This window comes from Paraburkholderia phenazinium (assembly GCF_900142845.1).
Classification (GTDB): domain Bacteria; phylum Pseudomonadota; class Gammaproteobacteria; order Burkholderiales; family Burkholderiaceae; genus Paraburkholderia; species Paraburkholderia phenazinium_A.
In genome coordinates this window covers 3,861,057-3,880,968 of the sequence record NZ_FSRU01000001.1, presented here as the reverse complement: position 1 = coordinate 3,880,968, position 19,912 = coordinate 3,861,057, and the positions used below count along the sequence as shown (strand labels likewise).

At 61.6% G+C, this 19,912-nt stretch carries 16 protein-coding genes and 1 pseudogene; 11 read left to right on the top strand and 6 right to left on the bottom strand.

Going from position 1 to position 19,912, the window contains the following annotated elements:
- The 4 genes and pseudogenes from BUS12_RS16925 to BUS12_RS16910 all read right to left on the bottom strand — a co-directional run.
- Positions 1 to 1,269 (bottom strand): annotated as a pseudogene (locus BUS12_RS16925) (efflux RND transporter periplasmic adaptor subunit); the annotation flags it as partial.
- Positions 1,270 to 1,279: 10 nt separating this feature from the next.
- The gene (locus BUS12_RS16920; RefSeq protein ID WP_074296825.1) at positions 1,280 to 2,581 is read right to left on the bottom strand and encodes a TolC family protein; all 1,302 of its coding nucleotides are present in this window, start codon (positions 2,579 to 2,581) and stop codon (positions 1,280 to 1,282) included.
- A 112-nt stretch (positions 2,582 to 2,693) separates the two neighbouring features.
- A complete protein-coding gene (locus BUS12_RS16915) occupies positions 2,694 to 3,059 on the bottom strand; it encodes a hypothetical protein (protein ID WP_074296823.1) in 366 nt (121 codons plus the stop codon).
- A gap of 19 nt (positions 3,060 to 3,078) precedes the next feature.
- Positions 3,079 to 3,462 (bottom strand): MerR family DNA-binding transcriptional regulator, encoded by a 384-nt coding sequence (locus BUS12_RS16910; protein ID WP_074296821.1) that lies wholly within the window; start codon positions 3,460 to 3,462, stop codon positions 3,079 to 3,081.
- 125 nt (positions 3,463 to 3,587) lie between these two features.
- On the opposite strand from BUS12_RS16910, the gene BUS12_RS16905 reads away from it, so the two are divergent.
- The 9 genes from BUS12_RS16905 (at position 3,588) to BUS12_RS16865 (ending at position 14,410) form a co-directional block, all read left to right on the top strand.
- Positions 3,588 to 4,562 carry an ABC transporter substrate-binding protein gene (locus tag BUS12_RS16905; protein WP_074296819.1) on the top strand — a complete coding sequence of 325 codons (975 nt, stop codon included), beginning with the start codon at positions 3,588 to 3,590 and terminating at the stop codon, positions 4,560 to 4,562.
- Between the two features lie 20 nt (positions 4,563 to 4,582).
- Positions 4,583 to 5,608, top strand: a complete 1,026-nt coding sequence (locus BUS12_RS16900) for an amidohydrolase family protein (protein WP_074296817.1) — start codon at positions 4,583 to 4,585, stop codon at positions 5,606 to 5,608.
- Between the two features lie 54 nt (positions 5,609 to 5,662).
- Positions 5,663 to 6,514: an amidohydrolase family protein gene (locus BUS12_RS16895; protein WP_074296816.1), complete on the top strand. Its 852-nt coding sequence runs from the start codon at positions 5,663 to 5,665 to the stop codon at positions 6,512 to 6,514.
- A 92-nt stretch (positions 6,515 to 6,606) separates the two neighbouring features.
- A complete protein-coding gene (locus BUS12_RS16890; protein ID WP_074296813.1) occupies positions 6,607 to 7,887 on the top strand; it encodes an MFS transporter in 1,281 nt (426 codons plus the stop codon).
- A 71-nt stretch (positions 7,888 to 7,958) separates the two neighbouring features.
- Complete coding sequence (locus BUS12_RS16885; protein ID WP_074296810.1) at positions 7,959 to 8,945, top strand: DODA-type extradiol aromatic ring-opening family dioxygenase; 987 nt, start codon at positions 7,959 to 7,961, stop codon at positions 8,943 to 8,945.
- A gap of 63 nt (positions 8,946 to 9,008) precedes the next feature.
- On the top strand, positions 9,009 to 9,866 hold the full coding sequence (locus tag BUS12_RS16880; RefSeq protein ID WP_074296808.1) for an HpcH/HpaI aldolase family protein: 858 nt from the start codon (positions 9,009 to 9,011) through the stop codon (positions 9,864 to 9,866).
- Positions 9,867 to 9,869: 3 nt separating this feature from the next.
- Positions 9,870 to 11,414 carry an acetolactate synthase large subunit gene (locus tag BUS12_RS16875; protein WP_074296806.1) on the top strand — a complete coding sequence of 515 codons (1,545 nt, stop codon included), beginning with the start codon at positions 9,870 to 9,872 and terminating at the stop codon, positions 11,412 to 11,414.
- A 28-nt stretch (positions 11,415 to 11,442) separates the two neighbouring features.
- A complete protein-coding gene (locus BUS12_RS16870; RefSeq protein WP_074296804.1) occupies positions 11,443 to 12,351 on the top strand; it encodes a substrate-binding domain-containing protein in 909 nt (302 codons plus the stop codon).
- A gap of 208 nt (positions 12,352 to 12,559) precedes the next feature.
- On the top strand, positions 12,560 to 14,410 hold the full coding sequence (locus tag BUS12_RS16865; RefSeq protein ID WP_074296803.1) for a PD40 domain-containing protein: 1,851 nt from the start codon (positions 12,560 to 12,562) through the stop codon (positions 14,408 to 14,410).
- A 69-nt stretch (positions 14,411 to 14,479) separates the two neighbouring features.
- Here the strand turns inward: BUS12_RS16865 and BUS12_RS16860 are convergent, their stop codons facing one another.
- Both BUS12_RS16860 and BUS12_RS16855 read right to left on the bottom strand, forming a co-directional pair.
- Positions 14,480 to 15,772: an MFS transporter gene (locus BUS12_RS16860; RefSeq protein WP_074296801.1), complete on the bottom strand. Its 1,293-nt coding sequence runs from the start codon at positions 15,770 to 15,772 to the stop codon at positions 14,480 to 14,482.
- A gap of 151 nt (positions 15,773 to 15,923) precedes the next feature.
- Positions 15,924 to 16,940, bottom strand: a complete 1,017-nt coding sequence (locus BUS12_RS16855; protein WP_253190098.1) for a hypothetical protein — start codon at positions 16,938 to 16,940, stop codon at positions 15,924 to 15,926.
- Positions 16,941 to 17,412: 472 nt separating this feature from the next.
- Here BUS12_RS16855 and BUS12_RS16850 point away from each other — a divergent pair, with 472 nt between their 5' ends.
- Positions 17,413 to 18,441, top strand: coding sequence for a porin (locus tag BUS12_RS16850; protein ID WP_074296799.1), 1,029 nt, complete (start codon positions 17,413 to 17,415; stop codon positions 18,439 to 18,441).
- Positions 18,442 to 18,897: 456 nt separating this feature from the next.
- Complete coding sequence (locus tag BUS12_RS16840; protein WP_074296795.1) at positions 18,898 to 19,815, top strand: helix-turn-helix domain-containing protein; 918 nt, start codon at positions 18,898 to 18,900, stop codon at positions 19,813 to 19,815.
- The last annotated feature ends 97 nt before the right edge of the window (positions 19,816 to 19,912 follow it).

Here is a 19,912-nt window from a genome sequence, read left to right as displayed (position 1 = left end):
GCCTCCTTCGAGTTTCGGCAGCACGGACTTCAGGCTCGCTTCCGAGTCGATCAGGAACTGGCCCGATGCGACCACCTGCTGGCCTTCAGTCAAGCCGCGCGTTACCTCGGTGTTGTCGCCGCTATCGCGACCGATGGAGATCTCGACAGGCTGCAGCCGCCCGTCGCTATTCCGGACGATGACGATCGAGCGCTTGCCGGTCGTGATGACCGCCTCGGACGGCACCAGCAGCCGCGAGACGGGTTTCGCTGCGCTGACATGGACGCGCATCAACATCCCGGGTGTCAGCTTCAGGTCTGCGTTATCGATCTCAAGGCGCGCCTGTAACGTGCGGCTGTCCGGACTGATACCCGGCAGGATTTCACGGATGTGGCCGCTAAAGTGTTGCGCGCCGTCGCCGGCGAACGTTGCGTCGACCGTCATGCCGGGCCGCACCTGCAACGCGAGCGCTTCCGGTATCTCAACGATCAGCCACAGCTTGGAAAGACCCGCGATCCTGGCGAGCGTTTGTCCCGGCGACACCATCGCGCCATCGCGAACATTGAGTTCCGTGAGCACGCCGGCTTGCTGCGCAGATAGCGTGACGTGGGTCTGCGCCTTGCCGGTTCGATCGAGGCTTGCAATGAGGCCGTCCGGAATCGACAGCGCCTGCATGCGTGCGCGCGCGGCGGCAAGCAGCCCGGCATCCATTCCGCCGCGCCTGAGCGCCAGGTACTCTTCCTGCGGCGCCAGCCAGTCGGGCACGAAGAGCGAAGCAATCGGCGCTCCCTTGGCGACACGTTGCATTGGCGCGCTGGCGTACAGGTGGTCGATATAGCCCGTCACTCGCGACTGGACGACGTCGGCCATCGACTCGTCGAACTGGGTGGTCCCTATCGCGTCGAAACCTTCAGCGGTGTCCTGGCGGACCACCGTCGCGTAGCGGATACCAAGATTCTGTTGAAGCGTGGCGTCGACCTTGATCCCGCCTGAACCGCCTTCGTCTGCGAAGACGGGCTGAAGCGCCATGTCCATGAAGGGCGATTTGCCGGGCTTGTCGAAGTGCTGGTTCGGCACCATCGGATCGTGCCAATAGAGCACCTTGCGGCCCGTCTTGGGGTCCACCTTGTCGGCGGTTGTGGTTGCAGTTGCGGAGGGCGTCGCGGCCGCGGCTGACGCCATGGCTGTGTCTGTTGCAGCGCGATGAGTGCCGGCCACGTAGCCGGCGCCAAGCAGCACGCCCGCAGCGAACACGGCCGCCACGGCGCGTACGATCAGTTTCTGTTTCATGGGGTTCTCTCTACTGGCCGGAGGTCATGTCGGGTGGCAGCACCTGGTATTCCAGTTGCGCCCAGACGAGGGAAACGTCCCGTTCAAGGTTCAACACCTGAAGATCCGCTTCGAGCTGGGTGTGTCGCGCGTCCAACGCATCGGAGAGCGTGCCGGCACCCGACCGGTAAGCGGCATTCGCCAGTTGCACCTTCTGTTCAGCCACGGGAAGCACGGTTTGCTTCGCATTGGCCAGACGTTCCCGGCCACCGGCGAGCTTCGCCGTAAGACTCTGGATATCGGCGACGACCCGGCGTTCGGTGTCTTCGTAAGTGAGGCGTGCCTGTGTCCCCATCTCGGACTTTTGCTCGACGTCGCGGTCTTCGACGTTGCCGCGATGGATCGGCAAAGGGATCGACACGCCGACCGACACGTAGTCCGGGAAGTGCCCGCCGCTCTTGAAGTAGGTCACCCCCCAGGTCCAGTTAGGATTCCTGTTGCTTCGGCTGACGTCGGTGTCGGCATCGGCCAGCGAGATGGCGGCGCGTGCCGCGATCAACGAAGGCTGCACCTGAGCGAGTTGCTCGACGCTCAAGCTGGACACTGGTGAAGCGAGTTCCGGTGGGTTGCCGGCCACGTCCAGCACGTTGCCGGCGGCCGTCCAGCGCGACAACGCAATCAACGCGGTCTTCTCGTCCTGCTGCGCATTGATCAGTTCATCGCGCGCATTCCCGAGCGTCAGGTTGGCCTGCGCCACATCGACGGCGGTCCCTTTTGCGCCACGGTAGGACGCCTGCCTTGCCGCCAGTTCCTGGCCCAGATGGTCCACCAGCGCCTGGCTTAGTGCGACGGCTTTCTTGGCGTAGATCGCGTTGAGCCAGGCCATCGCCGTTTGCTGACGAACCTCGGCCACCTTTTCCAGGTAAGTCGATTGGTCGCGTTGCACGGCACGATCGGCCAGCGTGGTCTGCAGCCGGCGCTTGGCAGGAGAGACCCATTCCTGCTGGATGCCGATGCCGCGCATCGTGAAGTTATCCTGCCCAATCGTGAAGGCATTGGGGCCGTTGATGGGCAGGTCCTGGACGCTCAGATTCAGCGTGGGATTGGGCAGTTGTCCGGCTTTGACGACCACGTCCGAACTGCCTCTAACCGAGGCTTGCGCGGCCTGGATCGAGGGCGAGCGCAGGGTGGCGATCTGCAGCGCCTCGTCGAGCGTCAAGCCCGCGTCCTGAGCGTGCGCCGCGCGTCCCGCCAACAAGCCGAGCGCAACAAAAACGGCGCATGTGCGAGTCCAGGCGCGCCGGAAAACCGGCGTGCCGATGATGGAAAGCATGTTCTAACCTCGAATGGTCGAGCCGCGTGAAGCCGCGCGAGCGGACACACGAACTCACGTCCCGAAACGGGACGACATCACCGCGCAAAGGCGGCGAACCAGAACGATGGAGTTAGACGGACTGCGGTGGACGCCAGAGTCCATCCGGCGCGCGGATGGAGAGCGACTGCGTGTAGTGGAAGCTGACGGGGACAAACGACCCGGCGGGCCGCGTCACGGTGGGAGAGGAAACGGGGTGATAGAGACTGCCCATCTGACACTGGGCGCTCACCTTGCACAGCGGTGCCTTCGACTTGCCGGGTTCACTGGACGATGGGCTCATCGATTCGCAATCGGGCATATCCGCCGACATGGCGGCGACGTTGCCGGCCATGACGGAGTCCATTGGACACGCGCCAGTCGCGCCGCTGGCTGCCAGCCCACTGAGGGGCAGCATCACACACAGCAACAAGACGAGAAGTGTCCGCAAGATTTTCATCGCAGCAAGTATAGCGTAGCTATTTCGATCGGATTGGCGGTTTTTTCGCGGCGTGGCGAGACCCATTCGTCGTGTTGGCGCGCACTTCCGGTTCAGGAGATTCCTGGTCTAAAGCTGGAATGGCCCCATCGGTCAGCGTCTTAAGCAGACGTGCGCGACGGCGTTCGAGATCCGCTATCTGACGTTCAATCGAGGCCAGCCGTTTGCGCTGCGTCTCAGAGGTTTCGGTGCAGGCACTTGCGCCTTCGATCATGCGCTGAATCTGCCGGACCTGGGTGACGGCTGCGAGTGGAAACGCGCGGTAGCCATTGCTCGCGCGAATGGAGGTCAGCAGACCGTGCTCATCGTAGTGGCGGATCGAGCGCACGCGCACGCACCCGCCGCCCACCAACAAAAGTGCCATCGAATCTGCTTTTTGTGTAGGGACGCGCGCCCCGACTTTCAATATTCTCACCCCATCGAGACTATCCGTCCGGCGCTGGAGCCTTCGTCCAGCCGTCTGCGACGATTAATCCCCTGGAGAGAACGTTGACCAAGAAAGTCCCGCTCAAGATCGCAATTGCTGAGCACCCACACACGTCGGCTATTCGCAATGGCTCCATTCCCATCGAGGGCGTGGACGCCGAGTTCGTCACCGTCCAGCCGCAAATCGGCGCGTTTCGCCGGATGGTGCGCGACGTCGAATTCGACGTTTGCGAACTGGCGCCGACCACGTACATCATCGCCCGCGCCTATGGCGCACCGTTCGTCGGCCTGCCGATCTTCGTCGTGCGGCGCTTTCACCATGGCGGCCTGCTGGTGCGCCCGGACGCCGGCATCAAGACTCCCAAAGACCTGGAAGGCAAGAAGGTGGGCGTGCGCGCCTATTCGGTGACGACCGGCGTGTGGACGCGCCAGGTCCTGATCGACGAGTTCGGTCTCGACTCCTCCAAGGTCACCTGGGTGGTCGATGACGAAGAGCATGTCACGCAACTCAAGTTGCCGTCGAATGTCATCCACGCACCGGCCGGAAGCTCGCTGGCGGAGATGATGGCCTCGGGGGAGTTGTCGGCCGGTTTTGCCGCGGCTGCGGGTATCGGCCGCACCGGTGCGCCCACGGGTGGATGGAAGGAAGTCGAAGCCGACTATCCCGATCTGCTGCCCAACGCAACCGAGCTCGAAACCGAGTACTACGCCCGCACAGGGGTGTATCCGATGCACGGCACCATCGTCGTGAAGGACTCGGTGCTCGCAGAGCACCCGTGGATCGCCAGATCGATTTACGACGCCTTCGCGCAAGCGAAAAAAGCATGGCTGGCACGTCTCGATGCTGGCGAGGCCACCGGTGCCAGCGACAAGAAGTACCTCGAACTGCGCAAGATCGTCGGACACGATCCGCTGCCGTACGGTCTGCCGGAAAACCTCAAGACCATCGAGACGTTGGAAGCCACGGCGTTCAAGCAAGGTCTCACGCCGCGTCGCATGTCCGTTAGCGAGTTGTTTGTAGACCCGCTGGCCCGCTGAGCTGACCTGAGAGAAAAACAATGATCATCGATTGTCACGGCCATTTTACGACCGTACCCGCATCGTTTCGCGCCTGGCGCGCGAAGCAGGTCGAGTTTGCCGACAACCCGGCCAACGCCCCCTCGCGTGACGGCGCCTTTGTCAGCGACGACGAGATTCGCGAAGCGATCGGCAACGGTCAGCTCAAGCTGCAACGCGAGCGCGGCAGCGACCTCACGCTGTTCTCGCCGATCGCCGGCCTGATGAGCCACCACCTGGGCAACGAGCGCACCAGCCTGGAATGGGCCGAGGTCTCGAACGATCTCGTCTACCGCGTGACGGAACTCTATCCGGACAACTTTGCGCCGGTTTGCCAGTTGCCGCAATCGCCGGGTGCCGCGCCCGCCAATTCCATCCGCGAGTTGCGCCGTTGCGTCGAGCAACTGGGCTTTGTGGGCTGCAACCTGAACCCCGATCCGACCGGCGGCTACTGGACCGGCACACCGGTGACCGATCGCGAGTGGTATCCGCTCTACGAAGCGCTGGTCGATCTGGACGTACCCGCCATGATCCACGTGGCCGCTTCGTGCAATCCGTGCTTCCACGGCACCGGTGCCCACTACCTGAACGCGGATACGTCGGTGTTCATGCAGATTCTGCAATCGGACCTGTTCAAGGACTTCCCGACGCTGCGCCTCGTGATCCCGCACGGCGGCGGCGCGGTACCGTATCACTGGGGCCGTTATCGCGGCATGTCACTCGAGATGCGCGCCCGTCCGCTCGAAGGCCTGCTGGACAACATCTTCTTCGACTCCTGCGTGTACCACAAGCCGGGTGTCGAGCTGCTGACCAAAGTGATTCCCGCAGACAACGTGCTGTTCGGCTCGGAGATGATCGGCGCCGTGCGCGGCAAGGATCCGGCAACCGGCCAGTACTTCGACGACACCAAGCGCTACATCGACGCTTGTACCGCGTTGTCGGACGACGATCGCTACAAGATTTTCGAGGGCAATGCGCGGCGCGTCTATCCGCGTCTCGATGCGCGCCTGAAAGCGCGCGGCAAATGACATCGGCGCGAGCCGCATGCAACGAACAGGCAGAGAGACAGGCACAGAGGCACTATGACTTCCTCAATTGTTGATATTCACCCGCACATCATCTCGGACGACGAGACCCGCTATCCGCCGGCGCCGTTGTTCGGCAAGCGCTCGGACTGGTCGAAGGAGCGTCCGACGACGGTCGAAACGCTGATCGCGGCAATGGACGAGGCCGGTGTGGCCAGGGCTGCGGTGGTTCACTCTTCCACGACCTACGGTTTCGACAACCGCTATGTCGTCGAAGGATGCGGCAAGTATCCAGGCCGCCTGGTCGCGGTCGGCTCGGTCGACGTTCTGCAGCCGGATGCGCCGGAACGCATTCTCGAATGGGTCAAGATGGGCCTCGCGGGTCTGCGCCTCTTCACCGGCGGCAGCACCAAGGAGTTCGACCCGAGCGAACTCGACGATCCGCGTTCATTCCCGGCGTGGGAGCTATGCGCCGAACTCGGCCTCACCATGTGTATCCAGACCGGCCCGATCGGACTGCCGCAGGTCACGACACTGGCGCGGCGCTTTCCCAAGGTGCGCATCATCCTCGATCACCTGGGACGCCCCGAGGTGGCGGATGGCGCGCCGTATGCAGCGGCACAAAGCCTGTTCGAGCTGGCGCCGCTCGAGAACATCTATCTGAAGCTCACGCCGCGCATCTTCGGCGATGTGAAAAAGGAAAAGGCCAGTGCGGAAACGTTCTTTCCGAAGGTGGTCGAGGCGTTCGGTGCGCAACGGATGGCCTGGGGTTCGAACTATCCAACCTCGCCGGGCAGGCTCTCGGAGATTCTCGCGACCGCTCAGGCAGGGTTGGCAAGCCTGAGCAATGAAGATCGCGCGTGGATCTTCGGCAAGACTGCGCAGCAACTGTATCCGGGCCTCGCCTGAGCTTGCGTCGCATGTGCGCCGGCTACTCGAGGTGCCGCGGCGAATCGGGCAGCCGGCGCGCGGAACTCATCATCATAAAGAGAAACAGGCAGATGGAGACAGGCAAACCTGCACGACCCGGGACCGCGAGCCGCTGGGCCATTCTCACGCTCCTTGCGATCGGTGTTCTGATTTCGTTTGTCGATCGCACCAGCATTTCTTCCACGCTGGCGGACGCAGGCTTCGTTCAGCATTTTGCGCTCACTGACGTCGATCGCGGCTGGATCAACGCGGCCTTCTTCTGGTCGTACGGTCTGTTCCAGGTCCCGATGGGTTGGGTGGCCGACCGCTACGGCGTGAAGTGGCCCTACGCGATCAGCTTCGCGCTATGGTGCCTCGCCACCGCGTTGATGGGGGCGGTGACGGCGCTCGCGAGTCTCGTCGTCATGCGGTTGATCATCGGCATGGCCGAGGCCATTGTGATTCCCGCGAGCTATCGTTGGATTCGCAACCACTTCGGCGAAAGCCAGAACGGTCTTGCCGTCGGCATTCTGGCGATGGGTAACAAGTTCGGGCCCGCACTCGGTGCGCCGGTCGGCGCCTGGTTCCTCGTGAATTACTCGTGGCAGGTGATGTTTGTCGCGACCGGCCTGGTGGGGATGATCTGGCTCGCGCCATGGCTGCTGATGGTGCGCAACGACTTGCCATCGAAAGCCGAACTCACGCTGGCCAATCGAAGCGCACGTACCGTCAGCCTCGGCAGCATCCTGGCCAGCCCGGTTGTCTGGGGCGGCATGATCACCAACTTTTGCTACGGCTATTTCACGTTCTTTTGTATGACGTGGATGCCGGCGTATCTGGTGGAACAACGCAACCTGTCGATTTCACGCTCAGGACTCTTCACCTTCTTCAGCTTCGCCGGCATCGCCATCGTCGCGGCGCTCGCAGGCTGGGCCGCGGACCGCATCATTGCCCGCGGCGGCAACCCGATTCTGGTCCGCAAGATCTTCACCATCGCGGGCTTTGTGGGCGGCTGCACCGTACTGCTCGGCGCCTATGCCCACTCGCTCAATGTGGCGCTGTTCTGGAACGTGCTTTCGCTTTCGCTGCTCGGTCTTGCGACCGCAAACAACCTGGTGTTGTCCCGGCTGACCTTGATCCCCAAGCAGGCGATTGGTCTCGTCACGGGCGTGCAGCAGGTTGCCACCAGTCTTGCCGGCGGCGTGGCGGCGAGTCTGTCGGGCTGGTTGCTCCACGTCAGCGGGAGTTACGACTTGCCGATGCTGGTGATCCTGGTCTTTCTGCTGATCGGCGCGTTGGCCACGGCGACCCTGTTCCGTCCCGAATGGGCGCCCAAGGTGACCGAAACGCATGGCTCGCTGCGGCAAGCCTAGCAATCAAGGCATGGCCGTATAGCAGGACTAGCCGGCTGTGTTGAACATATTAATTTACTGAGAAATCCTAAATGGCGAAGATTGTATTCGGGATGGCGGTGCCGCATAGCGGCATGCTGGGTCAGGCACCGGAAGACTGGCTCAAGAACGGGGAGCGGGACCGCAACAATCCGGAATTGTGGTTTCGCAACCAGATCTGGACTTACCCCGATCTGGAAGCGCACCGCGGCGCAGCGTTCGAGCCATTCCTGACGCTCGAGGAGCGCACTGAGCGCGCCACGCGCTGCCGTACCGCGCTTGACGAGATGGCTGCAGCCTACCGCACCGCCGACATCGATGTCGCGATCATTCTGGGCAAGGACCAGAAGGAGATCTTCACCGAGTTCTCGCCGTCGATCGCTATTTACAGCGGCGCGGAAGTGCACAATGGGCCGCCGCAGCGCGCCGTCTATGCACCCGACCACCACGTCACGCACAAGTGTCATCCGCGGCTGGCCACCTATCTGATCGAGCACTTCCAGGGCGAAGGTTTCGATTTGACCGACCTCTTTGCATGGCCCGACAACGTGTGGATGAAGCCGTTGCCGGAGTATCCGGTGGTGCCGCATGCGTACAGCTTTGTGTATCACCAGATCATGGGCGACAACCCGCCGCCGCATGTGCCGATCATCATGAATTGCTTCTACCCGCCGACACAGCCTTCGATGTCGCGCTGCATCGAATTCGGCCGTGTGCTGCGCGATGCCATCACGGCATGGCCCGAGGATGTGCGAGTGGGCATTTTTGCGTCGGGCGGCCTGTCGCACTTCGTCAACGACGAGGAATTCGACCACAGCATCATGAAGATGCTGGCCGACTACGACTATGACGGTCTGGCCGCAGTGGATAACCGCTCCTACCAGTCGGGCACATCCGAAATCAAGCTCTACGTCAGCGTGATGAAAGCGGTGCAGGAAACCGGCGCCGAGATGACGCTGGTGGACTACGTTCCCTGCTGGCGGACGCCCGCCGGCACCGGCGAGGGCATGGGTTTCATGTATTGGAAAGCGGCCGACTGAACCGGCTTCGTGCAGCCCCTCAGTGCGGCCCCTTAAGCACCCCATCAACGAGAGAGAACGACCATGAGCGATACCCGACTCAACAGCATTATTCGCGCTTTCGAATCCGGCAAGCCTGCTTTCGCCGCGTTTTCCAAACTGGACAAGCAGAACGCCATCGAAATGAGCGATGCGCCGTATGACGGCCTCGTCTTCGAAATGGAGCACAACCCGTATGACGTAACGGCATTGGGCGATGCGTTGCAATACATGCTGAGCCGCAAGCAGATTGCCGAGTCCGCATCGGTGGCGCCGCGCGTCACCCCGATTGCGCGTATTCCCGCTAACGGCGCCGAGATGAACCAGTCCTTCGCCAAGCAGGTGCTCGATCGCGGCGCCTATGGCGTGGTCTGGCCGCATGTGTCGACCGTGGAGCAGGCCTATAACGCAGTCGCATCGTGCCGTTACGCACGGCCCAAGGACGCACCGCTGTACGAGCCGAAGGGCATCCGGGGCGATGGTCCCGCCAACGCGGCCCGCTACTGGGGTTTGAGCATGGCGGATTACTACAGGAAGGCCGATGTCTGGCCGCTGGCCCCTGAAGGCGAAATTCTGGTCGGCTTGATGTGCGAAAGCACCGAAGCGATTGAAAACCTCGACGACATTCTGGCGAACGTACCTGGCATTGGCTTCATCCTGATTGGCGAGGGCGATCTCAGCCAGCAGCTCGGCTATCCGCGCCAGTATGAGCACCCGGTCGTGGTCGACGCGATGCGCCAGATCGTCGAGACCTGCCACAAGCACAACGTGGTGGTCGGCAATCCGCACGTCAATGCGAAGAATCACAAGCGGCTGCTCGAAGAGGGTTACCGCTTCCTGATCTCGGCGCCGTTGAAGAGCTATGGCGTAGTCGGCATGGCGCGCGAGATGGCGGGGTACTAAGCAATGAACGGAGCCGAAAGCCTGGTTCAGACGCTCGCCGATCAGGGTGTCGACATCTGCTTTGCGAACCCGGGCACCTCGGAGATGCACTTTCTGAAGGCGCTCGAGAATCCGCTGATGCGTAGCGTCCTGTGCCTGTTCGAAGGTGTCTGCACAGGCGCTGCGGACGGCTACTACCGGATGAAAGAAACGCCGGCATCGACGCTGCTGCATCTCGGTCCGGGCCTCGCGAATGGGCTGGCCAACATCCACAATGCCAAACGGGCGTCGTCGGGCATGGTCAACATCGTGGGCGAGCACTCGGCCGCGCACCTGAAATACGATCCGCCGCTGACCTCCGACATCGAGGGTCTCGCGCGGCCCTTGAGCCATTGGGTGCGCCGCGTCGAGTCGCCGAGTGCGGTGGCGTGGGACGTGGCGACTGCGGTGAGCAAGGCAAGCGAACACCCAGGGCAAATTGCGACGCTCATCCTGCCCGGCGATACCTCGTGGCAGGACGCGGGCGAGCGAGCCGTACTGCCGCGCACGCCTGCCAGGGCGAAGGCGCCGGATGCCGCGCGTATCGAACACATTGCGCAGGTGCTGCGTTCGGGCGAGCCGACGCTGATCGTGCTGGCGGGGCGCTCGACACGCGGTCGTGCGCTCGAATGGGTGGGCAAGGTCAAGGCGGCGACCGGCTGTCGTGTTGCGACGCAGTTCTTCAGTTCGCGAATCGAACGCGGGGCAGGGCGAGTCACGCTCGAACGCATTCCCTATGCGGTTGGCCTCGCTGTCGAGTATCTGAAAGGCTTCAGGCATATCGTTACCGTGGAGACGACCGAGCCGATTGCCTTCTTCAGCTATCCTGACAAACCGAGCCTGCTTAAGTCGCCCGGAACCAGCGTTCATGCGCTGGTCGAAATTGGCGAGGACGGTGCGGCCGGTCTCGAGATGCTGGTCGAGGCGCTCGGCGCGGCCAGCAGCGCGGCCGTGCTCCAGCAGCGTTCGGACGCCCCGCCGCCGAGCGGCGCATTGACGCCCGCCACCATCGCCCAGGCGCTGGCCGCCGCGTTGCCGGAAAACTGCGTCCTCGTCGACGAATCGCTGACCACCGGTCGCGAGACGATGGGACTGACCGTCGGCGCGGCGCCGCATGACCTCATCAATAACATGGGCGGTTCGATCGGCTATGGCACTCCGGTCGCCACCGGCGCCGCGCTCGCCTGTCCGGACCGGCGCGTGTTCTGCATGGTCGGCGACGGCAGCGCCATGTACACGATCCAGTCGCTGTGGACCCAGGCACGTGAAGGCCTGAACATCACGACGATTATCTTTGCCAACAACAGTTACGCCATTCTCAAGGCCGAGTACGCCAACATGGGCGCCGGTGCGCCGGGGGTGCGTGCGCTGGCCATGATCGATATCGATCGGCCTCGCATCGACTGGCTGGCCATGGCGAAAAGCATGGGTGTGCCTGCGCTCGCCGTCGATACCGCCGAAGCGTTCCACAAGGCCATGGCCGACTCGGTGAACGAGCCGGGACCGTGCCTCATCGAGGTCAGGCTGTAAATCTATTCAAGCGTAAGGAGAGACATCAATGACAACGACGCTAAACGAGGTGCCCACCGGGGTGCCCACACTCAGGACCAATCTGGCCGATTGCCCCGTCACCCAGGCGATGAAAGACGGGCGCGTAAAGTCCGATCTCGTCGACCTCGACTACTGCGGACCGACGCCAGCGCATAACGGCTTCAAGGCGATGGTCCGCGAGAACAGGTTCGACGCAGGCGAACTGGCGATCGTCACCTTCCTGCAAGCCAGGGCCTACGGCAAGCCCTACGTGCTGTTACCGACGCCGATCTCGGGACGTTTCCAGCATCATTGCGCCGGTTTCAACATCGACTTTGGCGATCTGAAGCCGAAGGACATCGAAGGCAAGAAGGTCGGCGTGCGCACTTATACGCAAACGACGGCGCTGTGGATTCGCGGCATCCTGCGTCACGAATATGGCGTCGATCTCGACAAGGTCACCTGGATGACGCTCGGCGACGGACATCTCGCCGAGTATCGCGATCCGAACAACTGCGAGCGCCTGCCCGCCGGTGCGTCGATTCCGCAGATGATGCTCGACGGTGAGCTGAGCGCGGCCTTGCTCGGTGAAGACATGCCGAAAGATCCGCGCGTGCGTACGCTGGTTCCGGATGCACAGGCCGCCGCGAAAGACTGGTTCGCGCGCGAAGGCGTGGTGCCGATCAATCACATGTTCGTGGTACATGCCGACGTGTCGAAGAAGCACCCGGAGGTGGTTCGCGAACTGTACCGGATGATCGTCGAAAGCCGGGCGCTGACTGAAGGCGGCGTGCCGGCCATCTTCCCGCCCATTGGCCTGGAGGCGAACCGCAAGGGGATCCAGTTGGCGATCGACTGGGCGCTCGATCAGAAGATCATTCCGCATCGCCTGTCGGTTGACGAACTGTTCGACGACGTTACTGGTAATCTGGGTTGATCGACCACGGGGAAAGCGTCGAGGGCCCGGAAACAGCGGTAAGCAACAGAAGCACGATGCGTTGACGAAAAGCGCAACGCGGGAGCAGTTCAGCGGTTGAGCGGTTTCACGCCGTTCACCTACGCATAATTAATGGAGGCATTAGGCTGTGCATCTGACTACATCTTTGAAAAAACTCCTGGCGTGTGTGGCCATCGGGGGAGCCTGGATGCTCATTCCAGGCGGAGCCGGGGCCGCAACGAAAGGCACCTTGTTGCTCGACCGCGTGGGCCCCGTGACATCCGAGCTGTATGTCGCCAATGCGGACGGCAGCGACGAACACCGGCTGCTCCCAACCGACGGTTTCGACTATCACGCCTCGTTCTCGAAAGACGGGCAGTGGATCGTGTTTACGTCGGAGCGCGATGGCCTCGGCCAGTCGAACCTCTATCGCGTGAAGGTGGATGGCACGAACCTGCAGCGCCTTACCGATCACCCCGGCGTGTCCGACGCCGCTGTCTTTTCGCCGGCCAACCCGAACCTCATCGCCTTCGTGTCGTCGCGCAGAGGCGAGAAGGATTACGGCACGGTCAACATCTGGACGCTGAACATTGCGACAGGCGCGCTGAAAAACGTCACGGGTGAACTGAAATTCGATCCGAGCAAACCGCATAGCTACTTCCGGCCCTCGTGGTCCCCGGACGGCAAGTGGCTCGCGCTTTCTTCCGATACCGGGTCCGATTGGCGCGGCCACAATCTGCCGGTGGGATGGGAACGCACACAGGAAAGCAGCATTTATCTCATCAAGCCGGATGGTTCGGGCTGGAAGAAAATTGCCGGCAAGCCGGGCTTTGACGAAGGCTCGCCTTCCTGGTCGCCGGACGGCAAGTCTGTGGTCTTCTACGAAACGCCGGTGGAGTCGACGTGGGGGGCGCACCGTCCGGAAGGGATCAACAAGGTGAGCTCGCAACTGGTTTCGGTGGACGTGTCCACGCTTGAGCGGAAGGACCTGACGTCGACGCCCGGTTTCAAGGTGTTCCCGCAATATCTGAGCGATACCAACGTCGCGTATCACGTGAAGGGCGGTGACACCGAAGGGTTCTACACCACCGCCGGTACGTTCCGCTCGACGGCCAACTCGGGCATTCGCTCGCCCCGCTATTCGTCGGACGGCGGCAAGGTGGTCTACGAAAAAATCGCCATGCGTCCGGCCCATACGAACGGCACGCCGCTGTATAGCTTCGACCCGGACTGGAACTATCGTTACATCGACGTCTTCCCGCAACTGTCGCTGGATCGCCAGAAGCTGGTGTACACGGAAAAGGCCATCAATTCTTCCATTGCCATCATGAACCCCGACTTCACGGGCTATCAGCGGATCTACGATCCTGCTAACAGCGGCCTGGATCCGGTCATGATCAAGCAAGGTCTGGCCGGTGCATTTCAGCCGACCTGGTCGCCGGATCGTCAGTGGGTGGCCTTCGGTGTGGGCGACTGGTTCTTCACGCGCGGTGCCGGTCCTGGCCGCATCATGCGTATCAAGACCGACGGCAGCATGAACGGCAAACCGGAAGTGCTGACCGACGGTTCCATCAATGCGGGTTTCCCGAGCTACTCGCCGGATGGGAAGAGGATCGTCTACCGCGTGTGGAGTCCGAAGGTGCAGGGTCTGCGTATTCTCGATCTGGAGACGCACGCTGATACCGTGCTGACCACCGATCCGGACAACCTGCCGGGCTGGTCGCCGGACGGCAGCAAGATCGTGTTCACCCGCAAGGAAGTCAACCCGACGGACCCGAACAGGTTTCACTACGACGTCTACACGATCCATCCGGATGGATCGGACCTAACCCGTCTGACGACGCCGGGGGCGAATCAGGGCCACGCCGTGTGGACCTACGACGGCCGCATCGCGTATAGCTCGGGTGTGTATGGTTTCCGTGACGAACTCGCGCTGTACGACAACAGCTTCCAGCCCGATGGTCAGAACTGGGTGATGAACGCCGACGGTAGCGACCAGCATCCGATTACGGACACGCTATGGGAAGAGGCAATGCCGCTGTACATTCCCAATCCGTAAGTCTCTCTTTGCGTTGACCATTGCATTGGTTTGACGAGGGCGCTGCGCGAAAGCACAGCGCCTTTTTGTTCATGCGCGCCATCCGGCATGGGGCGGCTCGAGAGCGATCTCGTTGACTTTCGGCGCCCATTTGCGCTGGAGTAGAACCAGGGTGCTGGTTGCGCCGACCAGCAGGAACGCGAAGATCGCCATCATGGGCAGGGTGTAGCTGCCGCCAAGATGGAGCAGCCAACCCGAAAGACTCGCCGACACACCGCCCGCAAGACTGGTGGCAACCTGCTGCAGGCCTGTGTTCAATCCCACCGCCTGCTTGGGGATCAAGGTCAGTTTGCACAGCGCGAGGTTATTCGCCGTGACGAGGCCGAGGAGCGACAGCGAGAGCACGTTCCAGAACAGCGCCATGTCGAGCGATGGCGCATAGGCGCCGAGCAGAACCGTTGTGCCGCCGATAAAGCCCGCCACGATAAACGCCTTGCGCACCATAACCGCGTCGTGACCCCGGGCGATGATCCGGTCCGCTGCCCAGCCGGCGAGCGCCGCAACGATGGCGATGCCGGCAAAGCTGAAGAAGGTATAGAGGCCCGAGCGCTCGAGAGAAAGGCCGCGCTGCTCGACCAGATAGGCCGGCATCCACGTCATGCAATAGAAGGCGAAATAGCTGTAGCAGAAGTTATTGACCAGCCCACCCCAAACCACCGGGCTCGCGAGCAGGTTTTTGAGCGGCACCGTAGAGGCCCGATGGATGGCGGCCGCAAGTTCCTGCCGTGACGGATAGTCGTTTCTGACCATCAGCAGCCAGGGCACCAGCCAGATCAGTCCGACGAGGCCGGTTGCGATGAACATCACCTTCCAGGAATACGTGACGATCATCCACGCCGCGATAGGCGCGCCGAGCGCGGGCCCCATCTTGCCGCCAATCGAAAAGATACCGAGGGCGGTGCCTTTCCGGGTTTCCTCGAAGTGGTTCGCGAGGTAGCGATAGGTAGCCGGCACCACCACCGCTTCGGCTACGCCGATTAGCAGACGCATGACGATCAGCGCCGAGAGCGTGGTCACCATGCCGGTGGCTGCGGCGGCCATGCACCACAGCGCGAAGCAGATCGTGTAAGGCCATTTCACGCCGTAGCGATCGACCAGCCAGCCCATCGGCATCTGAACGAAACCGTAGGACCAGAACACGGCGGAGTTGAGCCAGCCGCGCTCCACGCTCGTCAGCGCAAACTCTCGAATGAAGCTTGCGTCCGCCAACGCAGACGACAGGCTGGTACGGTCGACAAACGAAATCAGCAGGCCGAGCGAGAGAAGTACGAGAATGCTCCAGGGATTCTCGGTCGCCGGTCGTTTCAATTGATGCGTCTCCATCGCGTTCACTTCGAGAAGACAGGCTGAGCCAAAAATCTCTTCATGTAAAGCGGGTTCCGCCACAACGTTCTTCGCACGGGGGGCGCGCGTGTATTGGGCATGGCGACCCGCCTGCGGGGTCGCCAATGCAATTGTTATCGAAGACGGTTGATCAGAAATGAACCTCGGCCACAAACATCGGTGCCGACGTAATGGTGCCCACCGTTTCGTTAGTCGGCGAGCCGTACATGTGATGCCAATACTCGTAACCTACGCCCGCGTACACCACACGCGGGTGGCCGGCAAACGAGCCAAGATCCGCCAGCAGTGAGCCGCGAGCGAGAAACTCGGTGGTGGTCTCCACACCGAAGCCATCTCTGCCTTTAGGCCCGGTCATGCTGGCAAAACCTTTGAAGACCAGCGGCAACGGCCCCACCTGGAACGGAACCAGCCACGAGCTTTCGACGTGCCACGCGGGATTGAAATGCACGTCCACGCCGGTAATGCCGTTGTGGTTACTCTCGGTACGTACCCCGGCCGTGACGTTCCAGAAGCCGCGCGGTACGGCAAATTCGATGGTCGGGCCGAATACCAGCATCCGGGCGCGCTCGCCGTATGCATCGTTCTTGACGCCGAACTCGTAGCCGCCGGTCAAGCCAAAGTCGCGGATGAAGCCGTAACCCATATACCGGCCAAGAATCTTGCCGGCACTCAGTTCGACACGGCCGATGCTATAGATCTCCTGCGCTCCACCATTGGACGGGCCGCCCGCTTCCGGGTTGGCGGAATTCGACACGAGGTAGTCCACGTTGAACGCGTAGCTACCGTACTTGAAGCCGCCTATCGTCGAAAGATAACCGATGTTCTGCGCGACCTTGTCGGGTACACCCGGATAGTGGAAGTCGCTGCCATAGCGGTAGCCGACAAACGTATCGTTCCACGACACAGGCGGCGCGCCGAATTGCTCCGCCGATTTCAGATCCGGTGCACTGAGCGGCGCTGCGCCGTTCTTTAGGGTTGGCGGTGTTTGCGGGGTTTTCTGGTTCTGCTGCTGCGTTTGCTGGACTTGCGGCGGCGCGGAATCGCTCGGTGCAGTGATGATTTCCTCAGCATGGCTGAACTGGCTCAAACAGCAGAAGAGGGCGGCGCCGAGAAGCGGGTTGCGCAAAGCTACTGATATGTTTTGCATGTCTCCTTCCATATGGTTTTTTATCAGCCCGCGGCTGTTCAACCTTCTTCTGGATGAACAGGGAGCCAGATTTTTCTGTCGCGGTGGGGAGGATAGTATTGGATGCCCGAGCGCATGCCTTTACACAAAAACTAGATTCGCTTGCATTTTTTGTTGCGGCGGCGCGGGAATCTACGAGGCGTGTGCGGCACTCAACGCATCGAGCCGAAAAAGTGCCAGTGAATCTCAGTTTTGTGTAGGGACGCCCGGGCGGACATCTCATACCCTTGCTCCAGCATGACCATGCGTCCGGCGGCCTGTTTGGTCTGAAACGCCGGGTTCGTCAGCGCTTTGAGCGCATGACATGATCCTGCCTGCTCGCCAGAACAAGACGCATTCCAATAAAAATTAGGCATCCAAAATATGAATGTGAAGGTCCTGAATCGGGCAACTTGCGTGATGAATTTAATAACTAGATTGACTCGGAGACTGCGTGAAAAAACTGATTATTCTTGTCACTGGGGCGGCATCGGTATGCGTCCTCAATTCTGCGTACGCGCAGTCGTCGGTGACGCTGTACGGCGTCATCGACAACGGCGTGGAATACCAAAACCCCGGTTCTTCCCCGGCAACGCTCCGCGCAATCTCCGGTGGACTGTTTGCTAGCCGATATGGTCTGAAGGGCAGCGAGGACATCGGCGGCGGTCTTCACATCAACTTTCAGCTGGAACAAGGCTTCTCCGGTGCGACCGGTGCGGCGTCGAATGCCGCTGAGGCTTTCAGCCGTCAGGCATGGGTTGGCGTATCGGGCAATTTTGGCGAGGCGCGTTTTGGTCTGCAAAACACGCCTCAATACATTTTCATGAACCCCGAGCTCGACCCTGTGGCGGTGATGAGCATGGGTTCGCCGATGAATAACTTCAACAGCCTGACCGTTCGGGTCAATAACGCGATTTCGTATTTTACGCCCACGGTGTACGGCCTGACGGCGCAATTCATGGTCGCCATGCGCGATCAGACGACCAGGCCGACCAATGGATTGCAGTTCTATAACGCGGCACTGCGTTACGTGAACGGACCGTTTCGCGCGGCGGCCGGCTACGAGCAGGCAGCCAATGCGACCGGCACTTCGATCCTGAAGGTGTTTAATGCAGGGGCGTCGTTTGGTGTGGGGGCTGCGCGGTTTTATCTGGCCTATCACACGGAACACCAGACCGATGACAGCGAGAAGCGTGACGTCTACGAAGCATCGGGTTCATATTCGTTCAGTCATGCCGATCAGCTTTCGCTGATGTATGGCTATGAGCACGATCGGACCGGGCAGGGGAACAACGCACAGCAGGTGGGTTTGACGTATGAATACTTCCTCTCCAAGGCGACCACCTTATACGCCGCAACCGGGTTTATCCAGAACCGGAACCAGGCGGACTTCACCCTTAACGGCACGTCGTATGGGGGTGTCGCGGTCGCACCGGGCGCCAATACGCGCGGCGTGACGCTTGGAATGGTGCACATGTTCTGAGGACGCCGGCGCCTGCATCGCCGGATGCGGCGCCGTTCGTCGGGGTAAATCGCAAGTGACGCCCGACGGAAATGTATGGAAAAATACCCCCGGTTTCCGCGACCCATCGAGAGGATTATCATGGTACGCGGTGCAGGGCGGCTCTAATGAGGGAATCCGCTGAAATAGCAGTTAAGCGGCCCTATCAGACGATCTGTTCGACGCTTCGCAGCAGGATGGCAAAGCCCCCAACCGTAGTGCCCCGATCTCCATCGCCGCGATCGCGACCGCCGCGCAACATCGCGATCTCACGCGGCGGCTCACGGCCCGACGTCGCGCCGACCACGGCAGCGGTTTGGGCCGTTGCCAGATTGAAGAGACAAGGCCCGCGCGACACCCGCGCCAGAGAACTTCTGCGTAAGGCCGGAATATCAAGGACGGCCGCTACCTAGTCGATTCGGCCGCCAAGGAGACTTTATGACACACAGTGCCGTGGCAAAGTACCAGCCCAAATCGATTCCTAAAGCGAAGCAGGCCACCGTTCCCAAGGTCCGCCTGTACGTTGAGCGCCCTGAAGCGGAACACTGGTTTGTGCATGTCGGGCATGTCACCGACCGGGGCCGCTGGCGCACCGAGCCTCATGCGCATCCCGCCTATGGCCAGGTGATCTTTGTCCGCAGCGGGCGCGGCGTCATGAATCTCGAGGGTAGCAGCGTGCCGTTCGAGGGCCCTTGCGCCTTGCTGTTGCCGACCGAGTGCGTGCACGGTCTTGATTACGAGCTTGATGCCGACAGATGGGTCGTCACGATCGAGGTCGCCTATCTGACCCAGGTGAACGCCAAGCTGCATGAATTCATCGCGCTCTGGGCGTTGCCCCGGATGATTTCCCTGGCCTATTCCGCCGAGGCAGGCATCGAGTTCGGCAACCTCATCAAAAGCCTTAAGCACGAGGTGGAGTCCGACGCCGTGGGCCACGTGGTGGGCACGGAAGCGCTCCTCACCAGTCTTCTGCTCATGCTGGTTCGCGAAGCGCATTTGGACCAGGCCGGCAACGAAGCCGCAACACGCAACGACATTCGCCAGGTGGATCGCTTCCGCAAGCTGATTGACGAACACTACCGGGAGAATTTGCCGCTGCAGGACTATGCGTCGATGATGGCGGTGTCTCTGGTACAACTGCGTGCGGCCTGTGCCTCCGCCACCGAGCAAAGCCCGACGAAAATGATTCACGCCCGCATTATCACGGAGGCCAAGCGCAACCTGATTTTCGGCGATATGTCTGTGGAGCAGATCGCCTTTGGGCTTGGCTTTGCGGATGCCGCGTACTTCACGCGTTTCTTCCGGCGAGAAGTCGGCCAGGCGCCAAGCCAGTTTCGCATCGCGGCGCGACAATAGCCGCATCGCAAGGTCCTGTCACAGTAGGCGGATTGGGGGTGGCGACGAAGCGTGCATGACGCCGCTGTCGCGAACCGGTGTCCTCACGGAGCGGCTC

Coding starts and splice junctions, on each gene's coding strand:
- BUS12_RS16920 (WP_074296825.1), bottom strand. CDS start 2,581: ATGCTTTCCATCATCGGCACGCCGGTTTTCCGGCGCGCCTGGACTCGC.
- BUS12_RS16915 (WP_074296823.1), bottom strand. CDS start 3,059: ATGAAAATCTTGCGGACACTTCTCGTCTTGTTGCTGTGTGTGATGCTG.
- BUS12_RS16910 (WP_074296821.1), bottom strand. CDS start 3,462: ATGGCACTTTTGTTGGTGGGCGGCGGGTGCGTGCGCGTGCGCTCGATC.
- BUS12_RS16900 (WP_074296817.1), top strand. CDS start 4,583: ATGATCATCGATTGTCACGGCCATTTTACGACCGTACCCGCATCGTTT.
- BUS12_RS16895 (WP_074296816.1), top strand. CDS start 5,663: ATGACTTCCTCAATTGTTGATATTCACCCGCACATCATCTCGGACGAC.
- BUS12_RS16890 (WP_074296813.1), top strand. CDS start 6,607: ATGGAGACAGGCAAACCTGCACGACCCGGGACCGCGAGCCGCTGGGCC.
- BUS12_RS16885 (WP_074296810.1), top strand. CDS start 7,959: ATGGCGAAGATTGTATTCGGGATGGCGGTGCCGCATAGCGGCATGCTG.
- BUS12_RS16880 (WP_074296808.1), top strand. CDS start 9,009: ATGAGCGATACCCGACTCAACAGCATTATTCGCGCTTTCGAATCCGGC.
- BUS12_RS16875 (WP_074296806.1), top strand. CDS start 9,870: ATGAACGGAGCCGAAAGCCTGGTTCAGACGCTCGCCGATCAGGGTGTC.
- BUS12_RS16870 (WP_074296804.1), top strand. CDS start 11,443: ATGACAACGACGCTAAACGAGGTGCCCACCGGGGTGCCCACACTCAGG.
- BUS12_RS16865 (WP_074296803.1), top strand. CDS start 12,560: ATGCTCATTCCAGGCGGAGCCGGGGCCGCAACGAAAGGCACCTTGTTG.
- BUS12_RS16860 (WP_074296801.1), bottom strand. CDS start 15,772: ATGGAGACGCATCAATTGAAACGACCGGCGACCGAGAATCCCTGGAGC.
- BUS12_RS16855 (WP_253190098.1), bottom strand. CDS start 16,940: ATGCAAAACATATCAGTAGCTTTGCGCAACCCGCTTCTCGGCGCCGCC.
- BUS12_RS16840 (WP_074296795.1), top strand. CDS start 18,898: ATGACACACAGTGCCGTGGCAAAGTACCAGCCCAAATCGATTCCTAAA.